Source organism: Laceyella sacchari (assembly GCF_024927925.1).
Lineage (GTDB): Bacteria > Bacillota > Bacilli > Thermoactinomycetales > Thermoactinomycetaceae > Laceyella > Laceyella sacchari.
In genome coordinates, this window is the sequence record NZ_CP103866.1 from 1,917,434 (window position 1) to 1,936,825 (window position 19,392).

Genomic DNA, 19,392 nt, shown 5'->3' on the forward strand with positions numbered 1-19,392 from the left:
GGTCTACCCTCCCAAATATTCGTTAATCAAGTGTTCCATATCATGTTCTTCAATCGGCCGTTTGCACATCGGACAATTGCCCAACCGCTTCATATAGGCAGCCAGCTCCTCGGTCAACCGCTTGATCTCTTCTTTTTTGTCGCGGCAAAACGCCTTGCCGATCTGCACTCGCCTCGACACATCCGACCATTGCTTATACAATTCGACCAAGCGGTTTAACCGCTCCTTCTTCATGGACAAAGCGGGGAGCATCTCTTGCCACACTGCCGGAACCCGCTCGTTGCGTTCAATGATGCGTTTCCATTGATCGCTCTCTTGCTGGATAAGCTTCCATCTCCGTTGCAATTGCACCAGTCTAGCCAAGCGCTCTGCCTGTTTTTGAAGATGTCCGACCGCCTGGTCCGCATCACGGACATGCACCATTGCTTGCAAGCGCTTCTCCAAACGCAGGCGTTCAGCATGATGCTCGTCCCATTTGCGTTTGCTTTCGACATAACGAACCAGACGATCATGACGCAGTTTTAACGAATCCAGCTCCTTTTCCAATCTCGGCAAGGAAGCAGCGGCCTCGATGATGCGGCTCACTTTCTCCTTTTCCAGTCGCAAACGCCCCCATTGCTCATAGGCTCTTGTCAACAAGCGGTATCGAAATTTCTGCGTCTCCAGTTGTTGGACGATTCTCTCCGCTTCGGGCAACTGGCGCAAGCTGGCGATAAATTGCTCCGTTCCCGCTTTGGCCATGCCAAGGAGACCTAACTGCTCTTGAGCCTTGCGCAACCGTTCGCACAGCGCTTTCCGTTCCGTCGCCTTGCTGAAAGCCTCTTCGGCAAGCGACACTTGTTCTTCCAGCTCCGCAATGTTTTCATACGGTTGCAGTTTTTCTTTGATCTCGTCCCGGGATTGCTCGAGCTGTTTGATCTGGGCATTGATCTGCTGACGGTCTGCGCTCGCTTTTTTCAAAGCATAATCGATCAGATGTGCCCCACTGATCCGCCCGATCGTCTTGGCTTTATTCTGATTGGATTCAAACAAAAGAAACGGGCTCTCCAATTGGGTGCCAAAGTGGACATACAATTCTTTTTGATCCAGCTTGATCGGCTCAATGCCATGAGCGTCGACGATTTCTTGAGGTACCATATTGCCGAATCCCTCAAATACCTGTTCTTCTTCGCCTGGCTTTCGCAACAGATAACGATTGACAGAAGTACTGCGCACCCGCACCACTTCCGTTCCGTCAGCAAAGGTTAAGCTGACTCGGCATTCTTTGGCACCGCTCCGGATGTAATCTGAGCCGCGCGGCACATTGAACAGCACCCAACGGATGGCCCGCAAAATGGCGCTTTTCCCACTGTCTGACGCGCCCACAAACACGTTTAACCCATCCGAAAAATCTATCGTCGTATGCTGATGCGACTGGAAGTTCTCGATCACCAACTTCTTAAAGGTGCTCAATGCCCGGCCTCTCCTTTCTCTTGTTCAATGGCGATCCGCCGTTGGGCTTCAAATTTGACTTCTTCGTCAATCCCGTTGAGGCGGGAGATTTCGTCGATGATATCCATTACGTCCACCGCTTGAAAGTCCGTTGCAGAACGGATCTGTTGGACGAAAGAAGCCAGTTGCTCCTGCCGGTACATGTTCTTCTCAATATAGGAACGATCCAGCACCTCTTCTCCGCTTGTGGCCGAACGAAGGGGAATCAGGCTGATTTGAATTGACTCGCCCAGTTCGATCAAGGCGACTTGGGGCATCCGTTTGATTTCCGACGGGTGGTTGTTGATGCGGGCCAGCGCGCCCGGATTGACAATATATTTGCCGGCGCGGTGTTGCAACGGAAATCCTGCATGGTAATGGCCGGTCAATAAAATGTCCACTGCGTCACACCAGACATCTCCCACCATGGTATGCGGTACCCCTTCCGGCAACGCGCGATCCACCAGCATGCCATGCACCATATGAATGCAGTAGGCTGCTTCGCATTCGTTTTCCACATGGTAATCCAAATGAACTTCCCGCTTATCCAAATCATAATGAAAAGGTTGTCCGCTGAGTTGGACGACCAAACCATCTTTCTCCAGCTTGACCTTCTGTCCGTCGCTAATCAGCCGAACCGTGCCAAATGCATCCAGCAATCCCAACATGGTGCGTTCAATCGTGCTTGGATTGTGACCGTAGATATCATGGTTGCCAGCAATGGCATAAATCGGTGCGCGAAACCGACGAAACACTTGGGCAAACTCGCGCACAACGGCCGGAGACAGGTTGGGGCGGTCAAACACATCGCCCCCATGTAACACGAAATCAACCTGTTCCCGTTCAGCGATTTCAATCACTTCCTCAATCTTGCGCCGGATGGTGAGTTGAAAGTCATCCGTTCGGCTGCGCGGAGAGGTTCCCCGGATATGCGTATCAGTAAAATATAAAATCCGCATCAACCATTCCCCTTTTCAGCTTCATCACGATCGCGAAATTCCCGTAAAATCTCGTACACTAACGATACAGGATAACCTTGCCGTAACAAATACTGCCCCAATCTGCGCTCAATCGTCGGCCAAGGTTCTCCGCATATACGAAGATAGCGCCGTTCGGCAATCTTCATTGCCAGCTGGCGCTGTTCTTCTTCGTCCATCTCTGCAAGCGCCTCATCAATATGAGATGAAGCCACTCCTTTTTTGGTCAATTCCTGACGCAAACGAAGCGTACCGTATCCTTTGTGCCGATGCCGTTCAGCTACCCAGCTCTTGGCGTACTGGCGATCATCCAGGAAGCCCTGCGCTTCCATCTCCTTGATCGCCTGTTCACCCAAAGCCGCCTCATATCCCTTCTCTTTGAGATGTTGCTTCACTTCGTATACCGTGCGCGGTTTGTAAGAGAGATACCGCATCACGGCCTGCTTCACCTTGTTGTACTCTTCCGCTTGCAACAACTCTTCCAATTGGGACGGCTCCATTTCCATCCCTTTGTACAGATGAAATTTGACCAACACATCTTCGTGGACAGAACATACTTCCGTCCCATCCACGAAGATACGGTAACGCTTCGCCTGCTTGGAACACTTCTCAATTCGGGTGATGTAATTGGTCACTTGTGGTCACCCTTCAGCTCACGCCTCAAGAGAAGGAGCGGTCTCCTCTTTTTCTTTCGACTTGCGGCCGCGCTTCTCTTCCTTGGCCGGCTCTGCCGGTTTCTCTTCAACTCGTGTCAGGGGCAGATCGTAGTGCGCACGAATCCGATTTTCAATCTTCACTGAGATTTCTGGGTGATCCTTGAGGAACTGCTTGGCGTTTTCACGGCCCTGTCCGAGGCGATCCCCCTCGAAGGAATACCATGCTCCGCTCTTATTGACAATGTCCAGTTCAGCCGCGATATCAAGGACGCTTCCCTCTTTGGAAATCCCCTCGCCGAACATGATGTCTACTTCCGCTTGCTTAAACGGAGGTGCGACCTTGTTTTTAACTACTTTGATTTTGGTTCGGTTACCGACCATGTCCGCTCCTTGTTTGATCGTCTCTTGGCGGCGCACTTCCAAGCGAACGCTGGAATAGAATTTCAGAGCCCGTCCACCCGGAGTCGTCTCTGGATTGCCGAACATGATACCCACTTTTTCACGAATTTGGTTGATGAAGATGGCGATGGTTTTGGACTTGTTGATCGCTCCCGAAAGCTTGCGCAACGCTTGGGACATCAAACGGGCTTGCAAACCGACATGAGAGTCACCCATCTCCCCTTCGATTTCCGCTTTCGGCACCAATGCCGCTACAGAGTCGATAATGATAATGTCCACGGCTCCACTACGCACCAACGCTTCGGCGATCTCCAACGCTTGTTCCCCCGTGTCTGGTTGGGACAACAACAATTCGTTGATGTTAACACCCAATTTTTGCGCATATACAGGGTCCAACGCGTGTTCCGCATCAATGAAAGCCGCAGTCCCTCCTGCGCGTTGCACTTCCGCAATCGCATGCAAAGCGACAGTGGTCTTACCGGAAGACTCAGGTCCATACACTTCGATAATCCGACCCCGTGGATATCCGCCGACACCCAGAGCAATATCCAGAGCCAGCGCCCCACTGGAAATCGTCTCCACTTGCGGGGTGGTTTCTTCCCCCATCCGCATGATTGAGCCTTTGCCAAATTGCTTTTCTATTTGTCTAAGTGCCATTTCTAACGCCTGACGACGATCTGACATGCACAGTTCCTCCTCTTTCCGCTTAATCACATATACCCATCATAACCTGTTTTAATCCATCTGCCAAGATCATTAGCGAACATTTATTCGTTTTTTTTGCAGGTGTCGGCAACAGCAAAATGTGGTACATTACAAACAGAAAGGGGGATATTCGATTGGATAAAGAGAAATGCAGAGAGCGCATCATGGAGCAATTGGAAGAAGTAAACGACCCCGAGCTGAACATCGATATCGTCAACCTCGGCCTCGTCTATGGAGTGGATATCGACGATGATGGACGCGTTCAAGTGACAATGACCTTGACAGCCATGGGATGCCCGCTCGCCGGCACGATTGAGCAACAAGTGCGCGACGCCGTTCAAAAGGTGGATGGGGTGACAGATGTGCAAGTGGATATCGTCTGGAACCCGCCATGGGACAAAAGTCGCATGTCCCGCTTGGCCAAAATCGCGCTCGGCATTCATGATGGTTGAAATAAAAAAGACCGCCCACACATTGCGTCGGGCGGTCTTTACTTTATCCTTTATTGCGCGGTCTTGCCGGTTCCATGTTAACACGGGCCCCGTTGATTTTGGATTGGCGCAACGCTTCATAAACGAATGGCGCCACATCCTCCGGCACTTCTACAAAAGAGAAGCGGTCATAAATGTTGATCTTACCTACTTGCCGCAAGCCAATCCCTGCATGTTCAGCGATCGCTTTGGCCAACTCTTGCGGATTCAGGTTGGCATTGCGTCCAACATTGATGAAGAAACGCACCATCCCGGGCGAAGCACCCGTTTCCCCAAAGTGATAGGTTGCATCGATATTCTTGACGAACCGCTCCGAGAAAGCCAGGTACATGGCCGCAGCAGCCACTTTCTCCGCAGAAAGCTTCTCATTCATCTGTTCGATCATTTCTTCAAACAACGAGAGATCCGCATCTGATTTCACAATCTCTTCGATTTGGCCCATCCAGCTTTGTTGTTGCTTTGCGGCCACTTCTTCCAAGCTGGGCAGCTCCCGCGCCCGCAGTTTAACGCCTGTCTCCTGTTCAATGGTGCGCAATTGTTTCATTTCCCGCGGTGTGACAAGCGTCAGAGCAAACCCTTTGCGACCCGCACGCCCCGTCCGTCCGATGCGGTGCACATAGCTCTCCACATCTTGCGGGATGTCGAAATTGATCACATGGGAAACGCTGCCCACATCGATGCCGCGAGCGGCTACGTCGGTCGCAACCAACAATTCAACTTCTCCCTGGCGGAACGCATTCATCACACGGTCACGCTGTTGCTGTGCCAAATCCCCATGCAATCCCCCTGCGAGGTACCCTCTAGCCTGGAGCGCATCAGTCAGTTCATCGACTCCTTTTTTGGTACGGCAGAACACAATGGACAAATCTACTTCCTCACTGTCCAAAATCCGGCACAACGCATCGATCTTATGGTTTTCCAACACGCGATAGTATACTTGCTTGATGACCGGAACCGTCACTTCTCCGCGATTCACGGTGATATACTTAGGTTTGCGCATATATTTTTGTGCCAATTGCCGGATGGTTGTCGGCATCGTCGCCGAGAAGAGCAACAATTGCCGTTGCTTGGGCAGGTATTGGAACACCGCTTCGATGTCGTCGATGAAGCCCATGTCCAACATTTCATCGGCTTCATCCAACACCATGATCTCTACACTGGAGGTGTCAATCGTTCCGCGACGCAGATGGTCGAGCAAACGGCCAGGGGTGCCGATAACCACATGAACCCCTTGCTGCAACGCTTTAATCTGTCTGCCAATCGCTTGGCCACCGTAAATCGGCAACGTCTTCACCCGCTTGGGCCGGCCGATCCGGCGCATTTCTTCAGAGACTTGGATCGCCAATTCGCGGGTCGGTGCCAATATCATCGCTTGCACCGCTTGATGGCTGGTGTCAATCCGTTCCAACACCGGAATCCCGAATGCCGCAGTCTTTCCGGTACCGGTTTGGGCTTGCCCGATCACATCTTCCCCGCGCAACACCGCAGGAATGCACTCCGCTTGGATCGGGGAGGCTTCCTCAAAGCCAATATCTTGAATGCCTTTTAAAATTTCTTTGCTTAACGCAAATTGGTCAAAACGACTCATCGTGTTGTTTCACCTTTCTTTAAGCATTGCTGAAGAATGAAGCAAGCTTGTTTGGCTGCTTGCAATTGAATTCGCCTGCGTGAGCCCCTGAGTTGCAACCGATAGACGCGAACCGGTTTGGACGCTTCCTTTAACCCGATGAAAACGAGCCCCACCGGCTTCCCTTCAACCTCATCGGGTCCGGCGACACCTGTCACACTGAGCGCAAAATCGGTAGCAAACTGCTCCCGCACCCGCTCAGCCAAGGCCTCTGCCGTGTGGGAACTGACCGTTCCATGCCGCTCCAAGATCTCTTCAGGCACGCCGACCACTTGTTCCTTGCTAAACGCGGAATAAGAAACAATGCCCCCCATAAACGCCTGACTGCTCCCCTTCATGGATGTAAGCAGTTGGGACAACATCCCTCCCGTGCAACTCTCGGCGACCGCCACGGTTTTCCCTTGTTGAATCAAAGAGCGCATGACCACTTCTTCCAGCGGTTCCTCACGCTCACTGTAGCAGTAATCTCCTGTTCTCTTCAGCACTTCTGTTTTTATTGGCGCGATCAACTCCCGCGCTGCCGGCTCGGTAGCTGCCCGGGCAGTTAACCGCAAAGTCACGCCTGCTTCTTTCGCATATGTAGCGATGATGGGATTGTCATTAGCTTCAATCAAGTCTTTGCAAGTCTCCTCAAGGAGCGACTCGCCAATCCCAAAAAAGGACAATGCCTCGGACACCAACGCTTGCCCACTGGCAAAGGTGTCCAAGATATACGGACGAACTTGTTGCTCAAACATGGGGATCAATTCACGCGGTGGACCCGGCAGAAGCACATAAGTCACGCCGTCTTTGGAAACAGCCAATCCAGGCGCTGTCCCATGCGCATTGTGAAACACAACACCATCTTCAAAAACATGGGCCTGCTTGTAATTATTGGATGGAATGCTTCGCGAACGCCCTTGAAACCACTCTTCCAACGCAGCCACTACAGCAGGGTCCCGCACCAATGGAATCCCCAAAAAAACCGAAAGCGTTTCCTTTGTCAAATCATCAAGCGTGGGGCCGAGTCCGCCACACAGGAAAACCAATTGAGAGCGCTTATGCGCCTGCTCAATAACTTCCATCAACCGCGCTTGATCATCACCAACAGAAGTGTGAAAAACCACTTCCACTCCAAGGGAAAAACACTCGCGCGAGAGATAGGCGGAATGTGTGTCCACCGTTTCACCCAACAACAGCTCCGAACCGACCGTAATCACTTCCGCGCGCATGCCATCGTTCCTCTCTAACGTAACTTCCTTCCAATGCATTGGGTTACTGCAAATGGGTCATCGAGACGATCTTTCTGTTTTTGTAGAAATAATCAAGTCCGGAAATCACCGTCACGATCACCGCAAGCCATGTAACAATTTCTGAGAATGGAAAAGCGATCGAAGAAAACGGAACATTGTTCAGCATCAACGCCACAATGGCGACGATCTGAGTGATCGTTTTCAGCTTCCCCAACGGACTAGCCGCGATGACCACCCCTTCAGCCACCGCAATCATCCTCAGACCTGTGATGGCAAATTCGCGACTGATGATAACAATCGCAATCCACGCTTCCAGGCGTTGCATTTCGACAAGTGAAATCAATGCCGCCGTAATCAATAACTTATCGGCCAAAGGGTCCAAAAATTTACCCAATGTGGTCACCATTTTGTTTTTGCGGGCCAGATACCCATCCAGCCCGTCGGTGACGGCAGCCAAAATGAAAATGAAGGTGGCAATAATCTCACTCACGGTTAGGGTAACGCTTCCTACCTGGACGTAGCCCATATTAAAGCGAACCAACAAAAAAAGCATCACGACTGGTACTAAGAAGATACGGGCCAGCGTAATCTTGTTGGCTAGGTTCACCTTAACCAACCTCCCTGGCTATGACAGATTCACTCAGATAGTAATGTAATTTATAGCACCATCTTAAACCAAGAACCATCTTTTTGGTCAGATGGGAAATAACTGAATAAGCGGGCCCGTCAGCACCCTGGTCAGCACACACTCTCAAGCCAAAGCTTTCCTAGTGTAATTCTTTCGTAAGTATAAACCAACCGGCTGGGCGGTGTCAAAAAAGAGCAGGGATTCCCCTGCCCTATTCCATGCTTATTCTTGTGCGGCCGAGTCTTCCCCGGTTGCGTTGGCCATACGCACTTGGTAAAGTGACACTTCTTTTTGCGTTGAGGTGTCGATCAACACTCCGTTGGCAAACAACGCCACTTGATTGGGGTTATCTAAGCGCACGGACAACCACTTGTCGTCGTTGAACGTCATCGTCTGGTTTGCCTCCAGCCGCTTGTCGAACAGTTCTTTTCCTTTCGGGCCGCCAGCGCGTACACGGATATCCGTCGGTTTTTTGGCCGTGATTTTGACCACCACCTGATCCGCGTTTTCAACTTGATAAACATCGCCAAACTCATAACTGTCCGAGGTTTGAACCAGCATCACACGGGGGCGCTCCTTATTTATCACGGACTCATCGCTAGGCTTCGCCTCTGAGTCAGCGGATACAACTTTCACTTCTTGGCCTCCGCTGACCACTGTCCAAGTAACCACCGCCCCGATGGCGAGCACGGCGATCACCGCAGCCGTCACCCAGACGACTTTATTTTGAGACAGACGGTTCCACCACTCATTGATTAAAGCCGCTCGGCCGGCATCATCCTTTGCCCGTTTGGATCGCTCTTTTCTACTTAACGAGGCAGCGGGAACGGCACTGCCAACAGTGGCCACTGTCTCCATGGAGGATTGTTGTTCCTCCCATTTTTTGTAGTGGCTCAATAAAGGATTAGGGGCCACATTTAAAACACGGGCGTACGTACGGATATATCCTCTTACATAAACCGGATCCGGCAACTTCGAAAATTCGGCGCTTTCAAGCGCTTCTATATAGTGCGGCTCAATTTGGGTTAACTCCGCCACATCCGACACGCTTAGTTGTTGGTTTTCCCTAGTTGTTCTCAATTGTGTAAAAGGGTTAGGCATTTCACCTATGTACCTCCTATAGGGATGATTGAACAGAATTAACTCCTACAGTATAGCTCACAGGGGAAAGATTCGTCAAAAAAGCAAGCCTGTGAGTGGTTAGGCTTGCTTTTTCACTATTGGTTATTATCTTGTTTGAGATGAATGAACGTCGCCGATTTCTGCACTGATTCTCCATTGACTGTCACTTTGGCATTGTCCGGTTTGTTGAGATAGATGTAGATGTCAGGACTCTGTGAAAAGTCATGCTTGTAAGTGAACGTATTGCCCGCACTCACTCTTACATCTTTAAACGGACTCCCATCGGCTCGGTGACGAAGATCAAGTCCCAACTCTCCCAAAGCCTCCACCTTGATCTCCGCCCCCGCTCCACTCACCCGGTAATGGTCGGTTGTCTTTCCGCTGCTGATAAACTTAAGCGTAGTTGTAGGCGAGGGTGTTGGCGTCGGCTCCTGATTTGGCGCCGGCTGTTGGGATTTGGTCTCGCCTGTCGTAATTTGCTCCTTGCTCTTGCTATCTTCATCATCCCCAACAAAGGATGCAACGCCCCAAGCAATTGGAATACACAAAGCCAAACTGGCCGCCGCGATGATCACAGAACGCTTAGGAGCCTTGAATTTCGGCATGGAGACCTTTTTCGGCTTCTTGTTTTTGACGGCGCTTCTGGACAGCGATGGCATTTGTACAGCCTGCTGATCCGTTGGATCGTGTTGCTCCTGCTCTTGGGAAAACGGTTCACGCACCGACGGCAATGGATTGGTGGAGCTTGTATCCACCTTTTTCATTTGGGCGGTGCGCGATAAGATGCTTTTTGGCCCGGTGCTGGTCGGGTTTAATTTTTGGTTGTCCCGCGTCCGCCTTGAAGTCAACGTGTGCGCAAGTGTCGACTCCTGGCTGAGTGGAGTCTCCTCCGGCAGTTGCGGTGCTGTGACTTTAGGCTGATTAAATGTCGTTTGAACATTCCCCGGAATAGTCTGCTCCAACTCTTGTTTTGGGGAAATTGCCTTCATCATACTTGTCGTCCGTTGGTAACCCACATCCCGACGTGCCAGCTCTTTGTCCCTGCGCAACTTGTCGCTTTCCGTGCGCTTCGCGGTCAATGCCGTTTGAGTGTTGATGCGGGATTGAGCAGGTTTTTGGTTGGCTGTTGGCAAACGGAATGCACTCGTCTGTTGTCCAACCGGCTTGTGAACGCCCGTCGCTTGATTGATGGTGGGCAGTTTGCCCGTCAACTGTCCGTTAAACGAGTGCGCTTGGGTCTGCGCTAAATCATTTTCGGTAATGGCTTTGAGAACAGTTGTATTAAAACGTTCCGCCTGTTCCATTTTGCGATATTGTCTCAAAATATGATGAGGTTCAATTTTTACACAATTGGCATATGAGCGAAGGTATGTCCGTACATAGAATGGACTAGGCAATTTATCAAACTCGCCATTTTCGATTGCAATCAAAAAAGATTTTTGAATTTTCGTCTTTTCCTGTAATTGATCGAGGGATAGACCAATCGCTTCGCGGGCTTGTCGAAGATATGAGCCGATTTCGACAGACACCCCAGCCACCTCCTGAAAGGCTGTCAATAAACATGTTCCAACCTTCAATTTGTTTTCACTTAAAATGGTAGATATACTCCCAATGTATCTGCCGATTAGCTAAGACTAAAAGTGAATATATTACTTTTCAGGCACCAGAACATCCATCTCTCGGTTCATGCAGATACGTTTTTACATATGGCTGATTGTATAAAAGCAACTCAATCACTAACCCATACTTTTCAGATTAACAGAAGTTGTTTATCAAAATCAATAACCATTCTTAGTAGATTTATATAACAAAAACACCTAAGAAGGTTGTTTAGAATTTGACTCAAGCATACCACGACCTTTTTCATGTGTCAAAAAAGCTCTCTTATCACAGAGAGCTTCACTTCACAACGGAGATATAAATATCTTTTTCGCTGGAATATTTATTGACGCCAACAGGAAATCCGTTAATATTTACAGAAACGTTTTTAGGTTCTAACAATTTGAGCCAGACCCCAGTCGTAAATGACTGGGTGAATACTTTTTTATCCTCGGTAACCTCACCTTGGACAAACGGCTTGTCTATCTCTTGTTTCCGCACTTCAAATGCGCTACCCGACTCTCTCAACCAACTGATTTTCAACTCCAACTCATGCGCGTTGATCAGTTCATATCGGTCCGGACCCTCAGGCGAGGTGGAGAGAACGGACAAACGCGGTTTGCCCAACGGCTTGTCCGCTTCTTTCACCTGATTTTGCTTCACTGTAAGAGGGGCTTCCTTCGATTTTAATTGTGCTGCGTTTTCTGCCCGGTACCACATAAATGCGATGGTAGCGAGAACCAGCAACACCGCGCCCACGATCAACATGATTGTATATACCTTACCGAATACGGAGCCTTGCTTCTTTTTTTCCCGCCTCGTATCTCTTCTACGCGGTTGTAGGGGCGGGCTTGCTTGCCTGCGCGGCCCTGCTACCGGCTCAGGCGGAGAAGAAGTGATCCCCAGTTCCTCCGGATCCGGCACATCCGCCGGCATCTGAGGACGCCGCGGCTTGCCCTTGGCCGTGCGCACCAGCGCTGGTTGTTCTACGAGTTCCGCAGATTCTTCTGTCATTTGGCGCAAGTACTTCTCTTGCTCCATGTGGTTCGGGTGGGCAGATGGTGTTGGAGTCATCCGGGTGTTGCCTTGTCTCAGCTGTTGCCTTCCCGCCACTGGTTGTTGTGGCGATCGCCGGTTCATCGACCTCGCACCGGTCGGTGGTTGGGGCCCTGGCTGGTAAAGTTGCAACAATTGTTGTGGATTTTCGCCTACGGCCAAAGCATAAGCACGCACATACGCCGGACTGGGAAATTGACTGAAATCCCCCTGCTCCAAAGCAATCAAATATTTTTTCTGAATTCGTGTGGTCGCTTCTACATCTTCAAGCGAAAGCCTCAATAATTCACGCGCTTGTCGTAATCGGTAACCTATTTCATTAGACAAGCTGATCCCTCCCGCCAACTACTTCATCATTTCTTCAATTGCACCCGGTAACTTTTCTCCGTATCTTGAGCTGAGGTGTTGATCGTCTGCCCATTCGCTGTCACTTCCACATTGGATGGGGTGCCCAAGCGGAACCATACCTGATTTTGGTTACCGATCTCCAAAGATTTCTCTTCGCCGACTTTCAAGGTAAATTCTTTCGGGGTGTCTTTGGCCGTTGGGGCAAAGCTGACGGTCGATTCGCCGTCCCTGCCTTTCAATTTCACTTCCAGCTTATTAGCGTTTCGCACATAATACAATTGCCCTTCCAATGGATTGTCGGATGTCCCACCCTCTTCCAGGTAGACCGTGTTCTGCCCATCTGCACGCACGCTATGGTCAACGGAATCGGCCACATTCTTGTCCACATTTCCGCCGGCTGTATTGCTTTCCGGCTGAAACACGGTGAAATACAACGTTCCGCCCACCAGTAACAGCGCTCCAATGGCAGCGGGCAAAACCCATGTGAGGGGCTTTTTATCTTTCCGGCCTTCACTCTTGCTCTCCAAAGCGATCCGGCGCGGTGCCAGCGGTTGGTGTTGCAAGGTTTGCTGCAAGTTCGGCAAATTCGAACGCAGAGTTTGTGTAATTTCAAGCGATGGTGTTGGTTGTTGTGGCTGTGATGGTGGCAATGGTGTGGGCGGCTGTGCCTGAGGCGTCATAGATTGTAGTTGCGGTGGTGTCATCGCCCTCGGTGGCATGGACTGTGCGGCCCTTGGTTGCAAAGGAGTCTGTTGAACATGCCCTCCTTGTTGCATGGAAACCGGCATCACAGAGCGAGTCGTTTGTTGATCTTGTGGTTTTGTCTTTTTGTTTATCGATGATTGCGGCTGTGTTTGGCGCATTGGTTGGCCTTGTGGCAAAGCAAACGAATCTTGCTTTGCTTCACCTGGTTTGATATTGTTTGATCCGAACGTAGCACGCGGTTGTGGAGCCGGTTGCACCGTCGGTTGTGCAGGTTCTTCCGTTTTCCCCAGCACCGTTTTCTCAAAGTAATCCAATAAAGGCCGCGCGTCTAAGCCCAAGCATTTCGCATATGTACGCAAAAATGCTTTGGCATAAAACGGACTTGGCAATTGATCGAAGCGATCATTTTCCAACGCATTCAAATATTCTGTATGAATGTTCGTAGAACTGTTCATTTGCTCGAGCGTGTATCCCTGCCGCTCTCGCGCCTGACGCAAATAAGCTCCAATCCCGGCCATGTTTCCCCCTCCAAACGTTTGTTAAAATCCATCAAATTCTGGTTCCACCACTTCGTACGTAATCTGTTCATCAGGATGATTTCTCAATTCAATAATTGTGTCAAAGTCATCGAGCGTGTATTCCGTCTCTTTGACAAAAATATCTGGATGCTCAATCACTTTGGTTGCTTGCATCCGCAAAATGTCCCTGACCAATTGGTCATGCCGTTCGGTGGCTCTGCGCGTAGACACAATGCCATCGATGATGTACACATGGTTCTCAGACAATTCATCGTGAGCCAACTGACTCCGAACCGTCTGCTTCAGCAAGGTGGATGAAACAAATGTCCACCGTTTATTTGCGCAGACACTGGAAGCCACGATTGACTCTGTTTTCCCCACGCGTGGCATACCCCGCACCCCGACCAGCTGGTGCCCTTCTTTTTTGAACAGCTCTGCCATAAAATCAACAAGCAAGCCTAATTCGTCCCTGGTAAAACGGTAGGTTCGCTTGTCTTCAATGCACCGATCCAAATACCGCCCATGCCGTATGGCCATTCTATCCACCAATTTCGGCGGGCGCAATGCGGTGATCGTGATATTGTCAACACCGAGGAGGATCTGTTTCAATGCTTCAATTTTTTGTTGTTCCTCTGTTCGCAAAAGCATTCCTCGGCGTCTGTTTTCCACACCGTTAATTGTCACAATGTTTATGGAAAGCATACCCAGCAAAGAGGCGAGATCCCCTAGAAGCCCCGGTCGGTTTTTATGAATTTGATATTCCAAATACCATTCCTGAGAACTCATTCCAAAACACCCCTCCACTCCTTCACCGCTTGTCTTTAGAAGGGATTCATATGACTTTTAGTATAGCATAATCCAAATTGAAGGAGGTAGTTTTAAAAATAAACAAATTATGTAGTTATAAAAATAAAACACCTGATATCTACAGGTGTTTTATTTTTATATACGATGCAATAATCACTTATTTGAATCAACTAATTTTACCATTAAATTCGCCATGGTACGTTGCTCATCTTCACTAGCCACACTCCACAAATCGGCTAACAGCCGCTCTTGCTCGTTTTGCGGGTCAACGTCTTTTGCCAAATAGTCACCAATTTGGTAGGCCAATTCGGAAATCGTTTCGCGATCCATGCCCAGCTTCTCCGCTTGATGCACACGATTTGACAAAAACTCTTTCCACTGATCAAAATTTTCCAAGATGGTCATACTTTTCCCTCCTATACCACTCAGCGATTTTATCGCTCTAAGAGTAATATGGGACAAAAACATATTTTTTATGCTTATGTGTACCAACCGCCATTGACCGCAAGCACTTGGCCAGTCACATAACCCGCGTCGCCAGAACACAGGTATTTCACCGCATGGGCCACCTCGTTTGGTGCCCCCAATCTTCCCATCGGGATATCATCAGCCAACGCCTTCTGTTCATCACGGGTTAGTTGCCCATCCAACAACTTCGTGTGAATGGCGCCAGGAGCCACCGCGTTTACTGTGATTCCCGATCGCGCCAATTCTTTAGCGAGGGCTTTCACCATGCCGATCTGCGCTCCCTTGGCGGCAGAATAAAGCACTTCCAGCGCGCCACCCGTCTGGCCCCATATGGATGAGACCGCCACGATCCGCCCATGTTTGCGATTTAACATACTCGGCAACACGACTTGCGCCAAGTGAAAAAACCCCCGCACATGTACATCCATGACGTCATCAAACTCACTCTCCGAATGATCCTGAAAAAAGCCGACCATGCCCTGTCCAGCAGCATGGATAAGAACCGTCGGCGCTCCCAATTGGGAAACAATCGCTTGGTGTGCCTGGTCTACCGAGTCTCTTCTCGCCACGTCATGCCGCACCGCAAAAGCCGGCCTGCCGTATGTTTGACAACGCTCAACAACACATTGTGCTTCAGCCGCGGAATGCAGATATCCGACCGCCACCGCGGCCCCTGCCTCTGCCAACACTTCTGCAACAGCCGCGCCGATCCCTCCGCTCGCTCCGGTAACCCACGCAACTTCCCCTGCCAACTTCACTTCCATCCGTCTATCCCTCCATTTAAAAAGGCGCCCTTTTTCAAGGACGCATACATCTATTATCCCAATGGCCGCACAAGCGACACGGCAAAACGCGACCAATCGATATGTTCTTTCATTCGCTTGTTTACGTCAGCCAGTGTTAACTCCTCCAACATCGGAATGATGCGGAACAAGTCTACCCCTTTGAACTGGTAACTGGTGAATTGATTAGCAATCCACTCAGGAGAATTGAGATAGCGCAAATTGCTACCGATTTTTTTCTTGCGGATGCGATCAAAGGTGTCCTGCGAAATGCCTTGGTCGATTTTCTTCGGCAATTCTTCCCGTAACCGCTCCAACAACCGATCGGGATTCGGTGTATCCCCTCCCATCATCGAAAAGCCAAATCCGCTCTCCAATGAGTAGTCAAATCCGAAGTTATCATCGATCAGACCTTCGTCATACAGGGATTGATATAATTCAGTCGCCGGGCCGATCAAGGCCTCCAGCACGACTTGGGTCGCCAATTCTTGTTTGAGTGCGGCTTCCCCTTCCACTTGGGTCCAAGCTTTGCCCTCTTTGAAACCAAACAAGCACTTGGAAATACCAACGCTCAATTTCATTTCGTTCAGCGGCTGGGCCACCTCGTCCGGCTCTTCATCAAAGAAACGGACGATCTCCGCTTGTTGCTCAAACTGTTTGGCGGCTTGGTTTTCCCTGATCAAGGTCATGGTGCGCTCCGGGTCCACCGCACCGACGACAAATAACAGCATGTTGCTTGGATGATAAAACGTCTCGTAACAGGTGTACAGCAACTCTTTGTTGATTTGTGCAATGGACTCTACTGTGCCTGCGATATCGATTTTCACGGGATGTTTTTGGTACATCGCCTCAATCAGACCAAAATAAGAGCGCCAATCTGGATTGTCATCATACATGCGGATTTCCTGACCGATGATTCCTTTTTCCTTCTCCACATTTTCATCCGTGAAATGGGGTGATTGCACAAAATCGAGCAGAGTGGTCAAATTTTTGTCCACATGGTCGGTGCAAGAAAAGAGATAAGCTGTTCTAGTAAAGCTGGTAAATGCGTTGGCTGAAGCACCCTTGCGTGAAAACTCTTGGAAAACATCTTCACCGGAAGGCTGTTCAAACATCTTGTGCTCCAAAAAGTGGGCAATCCCGTCGGGTACAGAGATTTTCTCCTTGCCGGGCACTTGAAAGGTGTTGTCAACCGAACCGTATTTCGTCGTGAAAGTGGCATACGTCTTGCTGAACCCTTGCTTCGGCAAGATGTACACATGCAATCCATTGGGCAGCTTTTCATAAAACAGGGTTTCTTGGATTTGGGCGAATTCAATTTTTTGCATCAGCATTCCCCTCCTGGTCACGCAGGAAATAAATCGTATCCAATTGCACCTTTTGCGCCACCCGCACGACATCTTCCATGCTGACGCGCTGAATGGCTTGCAGCATCTGCTCCAGCGTTCTTTCTTGCCCAGCCAACACCGATTGGTGATGGAAATGGATCAGCTCGTATGAGCGGTCTTGCTGTTCTTTGTAAGCATTGGTCAATGTCGCTTTGGTTTGTTCCAATTCTTGTTGGTCGATCCGTCCCTGACGCATGGCTTCCAATTGTTCTTTGATGATATCGACCGCTCGTTGGTAATTGCCGATTTCGATGCCGGATTGGATCATCAACAAGCCTTTGAGGCTTTCCAGTCGGGAAGAGCAGTAGTACGCCAGACTGGCCTTTTCACGCACATTGCGGAAAAGCTTAGAGTGCGGGAACCCACCCAAAATCCCGTTGTAGACAACCAGTGCCGGATAGTCGTTTGAAGTGATCTCCGTTTGTGTACGGCAACCGATGTTTAATTTGCCTTGTTTGACATTGAGCCGATCGACAACCACCTTTTCTTCCTTCACTTCGCGGACGACGGGGGCGAGTGTATATGTCTTGCGTTGCCCAGTAGCCTGCGAGGCCAAGCGGTCACGCAACAGTTCGACAACCTGTTCTGTTGAAACATTGCCCACGCAGTACAGGTCAATGGGGCAGGTTTGAATCACATCCTGATAATATGTATAAAGTTCGGTCGCCCCCAATTGCTCCAAATCAGCTAGCCGTCCGTGAGTAAACAAGGCGTAGGGTTCACCTTTGCACATCTCTTCTACCATGCGCTGAGCGGCATAGCGGATTTTGTCGTCTTGCAAGCTCTCGATTTTTTGCTTGAGGTTCTTCTTTTCAGCTTCCACATAAGAAGCTTTAAACCCATTGCCTTCGGTTGCCGGGGCAAACAACACTTCGGTGAAAAAGGACAGCCCTTCTTCCAAAAGCGCCGGCTTGTCCTGCAAATACCGCTCATTGGCGATTTCCAGACCAAATTCCATCAGGTGGCGTTCCCCTCGTTTGGACACGTCGCCAAACAGGATGGCTCCGTACAGATCATCCAGCTTCCTTTTCAATTGGATCGTGGTGGGGGTCGATTGTGTACCCCGTTGCAACACTGCCGGCAACAGCGCGGTTTTGGTTACGGTTTCCGGCTTAAGTTCTTGTCCGATATAAGCTACAAACGTGGTCGTTTTAAACTTGGTGCTTGGTAAGACATGCACTTGGATATTTCCAATCGAAACGGTTTCAAAATGGTTATTGGCCACGTTGACACCTCTCCTTTAATGTGCCGATGTATTAACATTATAGACTAATTCCAACTGAATGGAAACGATAACCACTTTTTCGGATGAATTCCCTATCAAAAAGCGTTACCGCCCAACGGCTCGTTCACAGCAGTTGGGCGGCGCCGTTTTAGCTCTGCATGAATTGCTTCAGATCAGCTTCTGTGGCAGGAACAATCAGTTCTTTATTGGCCACTTTTTGTTTAAATTCATCCACCCGTTTGAGCACGTCAGGCTTGACATGTTTGGTAGTGGTTGGGGCATAGTCCACCCCGTTTTCCTTTAAGCCGAATTGTAACAATGTGCCTGCTTTGTGCTTCTTCTGTTGCTGTGCTTTCATCACGTTGAAAACAGCCACATCCACTCTCTTCACCATCGAGCTCAACGTGTGATCTGGAGCCAAGCGACTCTGATCCATGTCCACTCCGATAGCCCAATATTTTCCCTTTTCCCGTGTCTTTACTTCGTCAAACAACCCTTTTCCAACACCGCCGGCCGCATGATAAATGATATCAGCCCCACCATCGTACATCGCTTTGGCCAGCGACCGCCCTTTGGTGGCATCATTAAAGCTTTCAGCGTACGCTACTTGCACTTTCACTTTGGGATTTGCCGCATGGACACCAGCTCGATACCCCACTTCAAACTTTTTGATAAGTGGGGAGCTTATCCCGCCAATAAAGCCGACTTTTCCTGTCTTGGTGCTCAAACCGGCGATCATTCCCATCAAAAATGAGCCTTCTTCTTCCTTGAAGGTGACAGCGGTAACATTTTTGGGAATCTTGCCGCCCATATCGCTGTCCACGATCCCAAACTGAGCATTTGGAAATTGATTTGCCACATCAGCAATGGCTTTTTCAATCTTAAAACCGACACCCCATATCATGTCGCGGTTTTCCCTGGCAAATTTGGTCAAGTTGGGCACATAATCTTCATCCCGTTTTGACTCAAGTGCCTTGATATCTATGCCTAACTCCTTTTGTGCCCGTTTTAAGCCAGCGTATGTGATCTGGTTGAATGATTCATCGTTCAAACCACCCGTGTCCGTCACCATCCCGGCGGAGAAATCGCCTTTCGCTTTTTGGTTGGCGTTTCCGCCCCCTGCACACGCGGACAGCAAGAAAACACAGCAAGCCAGCAATAACGAAGCCCAGCTCATCCGTTTCATGAT

18 protein-coding genes are annotated in these 19,392 nt (G+C 49.8%); 1 reads left to right on the forward strand and 17 read right to left on the reverse strand.

From position 1 onward, the window contains the following. Positions 1 to 3 precede the first annotated feature (3 nt). The 4 genes from NYR52_RS09495 to recA are packed head-to-tail and all read right to left on the reverse strand — an operon-like array spanning position 4 to position 4,186. Complete coding sequence (locus tag NYR52_RS09495; protein ID WP_132220796.1) at positions 4 to 1,452, reverse strand: AAA family ATPase; 1,449 nt, start codon at positions 1,450 to 1,452, stop codon at positions 4 to 6. Beyond that, the gene (locus tag NYR52_RS09500; protein ID WP_132220798.1) at positions 1,449 to 2,429 is read right to left on the reverse strand and encodes a metallophosphoesterase family protein; all 981 of its coding nucleotides are present in this window, start codon (positions 2,427 to 2,429) and stop codon (positions 1,449 to 1,451) included. Before NYR52_RS09500 ends, NYR52_RS09495 begins: the two co-directional genes overlap by 4 nt. Further along, a complete protein-coding gene (locus NYR52_RS09505) occupies positions 2,429 to 3,082 on the reverse strand; it encodes a RecX family transcriptional regulator (RefSeq protein WP_022737607.1) in 654 nt (217 codons plus the stop codon). Before NYR52_RS09505 ends, NYR52_RS09500 begins: the two co-directional genes overlap by 1 nt. A gap of 18 nt (positions 3,083 to 3,100) precedes the next feature. Then, positions 3,101 to 4,186 carry a recombinase RecA gene (gene recA / locus NYR52_RS09510; RefSeq protein ID WP_132220802.1) on the reverse strand — a complete coding sequence of 362 codons (1,086 nt, stop codon included), beginning with the start codon at positions 4,184 to 4,186 and terminating at the stop codon, positions 3,101 to 3,103. Positions 4,187 to 4,371: 185 nt separating this feature from the next. Between recA and NYR52_RS09515 the strand changes: the two genes are divergently transcribed. Further along, positions 4,372 to 4,659 carry a metal-sulfur cluster assembly factor gene (locus NYR52_RS09515; protein WP_375163200.1) on the forward strand — a complete coding sequence of 96 codons (288 nt, stop codon included), beginning with the start codon at positions 4,372 to 4,374 and terminating at the stop codon, positions 4,657 to 4,659. A 43-nt stretch (positions 4,660 to 4,702) separates the two neighbouring features. Here the strand turns inward: NYR52_RS09515 and NYR52_RS09520 are convergent, their stop codons facing one another. The 13 genes from NYR52_RS09520 to NYR52_RS09580 form a co-directional block, all read right to left on the reverse strand. After that, positions 4,703 to 6,286 carry a DEAD/DEAH box helicase gene (locus NYR52_RS09520; protein ID WP_022737604.1) on the reverse strand — a complete coding sequence of 528 codons (1,584 nt, stop codon included), beginning with the start codon at positions 6,284 to 6,286 and terminating at the stop codon, positions 4,703 to 4,705. Next, entirely contained in the window at positions 6,283 to 7,536 is a 1,254-nt protein-coding gene (locus NYR52_RS09525) for a competence/damage-inducible protein A (RefSeq protein WP_132220806.1), read from the reverse strand. Before NYR52_RS09525 ends, NYR52_RS09520 begins: the two co-directional genes overlap by 4 nt. Positions 7,537 to 7,579: 43 nt before the next feature. Then, positions 7,580 to 8,164, reverse strand: coding sequence for a CDP-diacylglycerol--glycerol-3-phosphate 3-phosphatidyltransferase (gene pgsA / locus NYR52_RS09530; protein ID WP_022737602.1), 585 nt, complete (start codon positions 8,162 to 8,164; stop codon positions 7,580 to 7,582). A 243-nt stretch (positions 8,165 to 8,407) separates the two neighbouring features. Further along, positions 8,408 to 9,286, reverse strand: a complete 879-nt coding sequence (locus NYR52_RS09535; RefSeq protein ID WP_259435543.1) for a RodZ domain-containing protein — start codon at positions 9,284 to 9,286, stop codon at positions 8,408 to 8,410. Between the two features lie 116 nt (positions 9,287 to 9,402). Beyond that, positions 9,403 to 10,836: a helix-turn-helix domain-containing protein gene (locus tag NYR52_RS09540; protein ID WP_158283261.1), complete on the reverse strand. Its 1,434-nt coding sequence runs from the start codon at positions 10,834 to 10,836 to the stop codon at positions 9,403 to 9,405. Positions 10,837 to 11,206: 370 nt separating this feature from the next. Next, positions 11,207 to 12,289, reverse strand: coding sequence for a helix-turn-helix domain-containing protein (locus tag NYR52_RS09545; protein ID WP_259435544.1), 1,083 nt, complete (start codon positions 12,287 to 12,289; stop codon positions 11,207 to 11,209). A 26-nt stretch (positions 12,290 to 12,315) separates the two neighbouring features. Further along, on the reverse strand, positions 12,316 to 13,533 hold the full coding sequence (locus NYR52_RS09550) for a helix-turn-helix domain-containing protein (protein WP_259435545.1): 1,218 nt from the start codon (positions 13,531 to 13,533) through the stop codon (positions 12,316 to 12,318). A 21-nt stretch (positions 13,534 to 13,554) separates the two neighbouring features. Continuing rightward, positions 13,555 to 14,319 carry a DUF3388 domain-containing protein gene (locus NYR52_RS09555; protein WP_102992628.1) on the reverse strand — a complete coding sequence of 255 codons (765 nt, stop codon included), beginning with the start codon at positions 14,317 to 14,319 and terminating at the stop codon, positions 13,555 to 13,557. Between the two features lie 174 nt (positions 14,320 to 14,493). Then, a complete protein-coding gene (locus NYR52_RS09560) occupies positions 14,494 to 14,745 on the reverse strand; it encodes a DUF3243 domain-containing protein (protein ID WP_022737596.1) in 252 nt (83 codons plus the stop codon). A 74-nt stretch (positions 14,746 to 14,819) separates the two neighbouring features. After that, a complete protein-coding gene (gene ymfI / locus NYR52_RS09565) occupies positions 14,820 to 15,572 on the reverse strand; it encodes an elongation factor P 5-aminopentanone reductase (protein WP_132220816.1) in 753 nt (250 codons plus the stop codon). A 53-nt stretch (positions 15,573 to 15,625) separates the two neighbouring features. Further along, on the reverse strand, positions 15,626 to 16,918 hold the full coding sequence (gene yfmH, locus NYR52_RS09570; RefSeq protein WP_259435546.1) for an EF-P 5-aminopentanol modification-associated protein YfmH: 1,293 nt from the start codon (positions 16,916 to 16,918) through the stop codon (positions 15,626 to 15,628). Next, positions 16,905 to 18,203: an EF-P 5-aminopentanol modification-associated protein YfmF gene (gene yfmF / locus NYR52_RS09575; RefSeq protein WP_022737593.1), complete on the reverse strand. Its 1,299-nt coding sequence runs from the start codon at positions 18,201 to 18,203 to the stop codon at positions 16,905 to 16,907. The genes yfmH and yfmF overlap by 14 nt, the downstream gene beginning before the upstream one ends. A gap of 148 nt (positions 18,204 to 18,351) precedes the next feature. Beyond that, positions 18,352 to 19,389 (reverse strand): BMP family lipoprotein, encoded by a 1,038-nt coding sequence (locus NYR52_RS09580; RefSeq protein WP_132220820.1) that lies wholly within the window; start codon positions 19,387 to 19,389, stop codon positions 18,352 to 18,354. Positions 19,390 to 19,392: the final 3 nt, after the last annotated feature.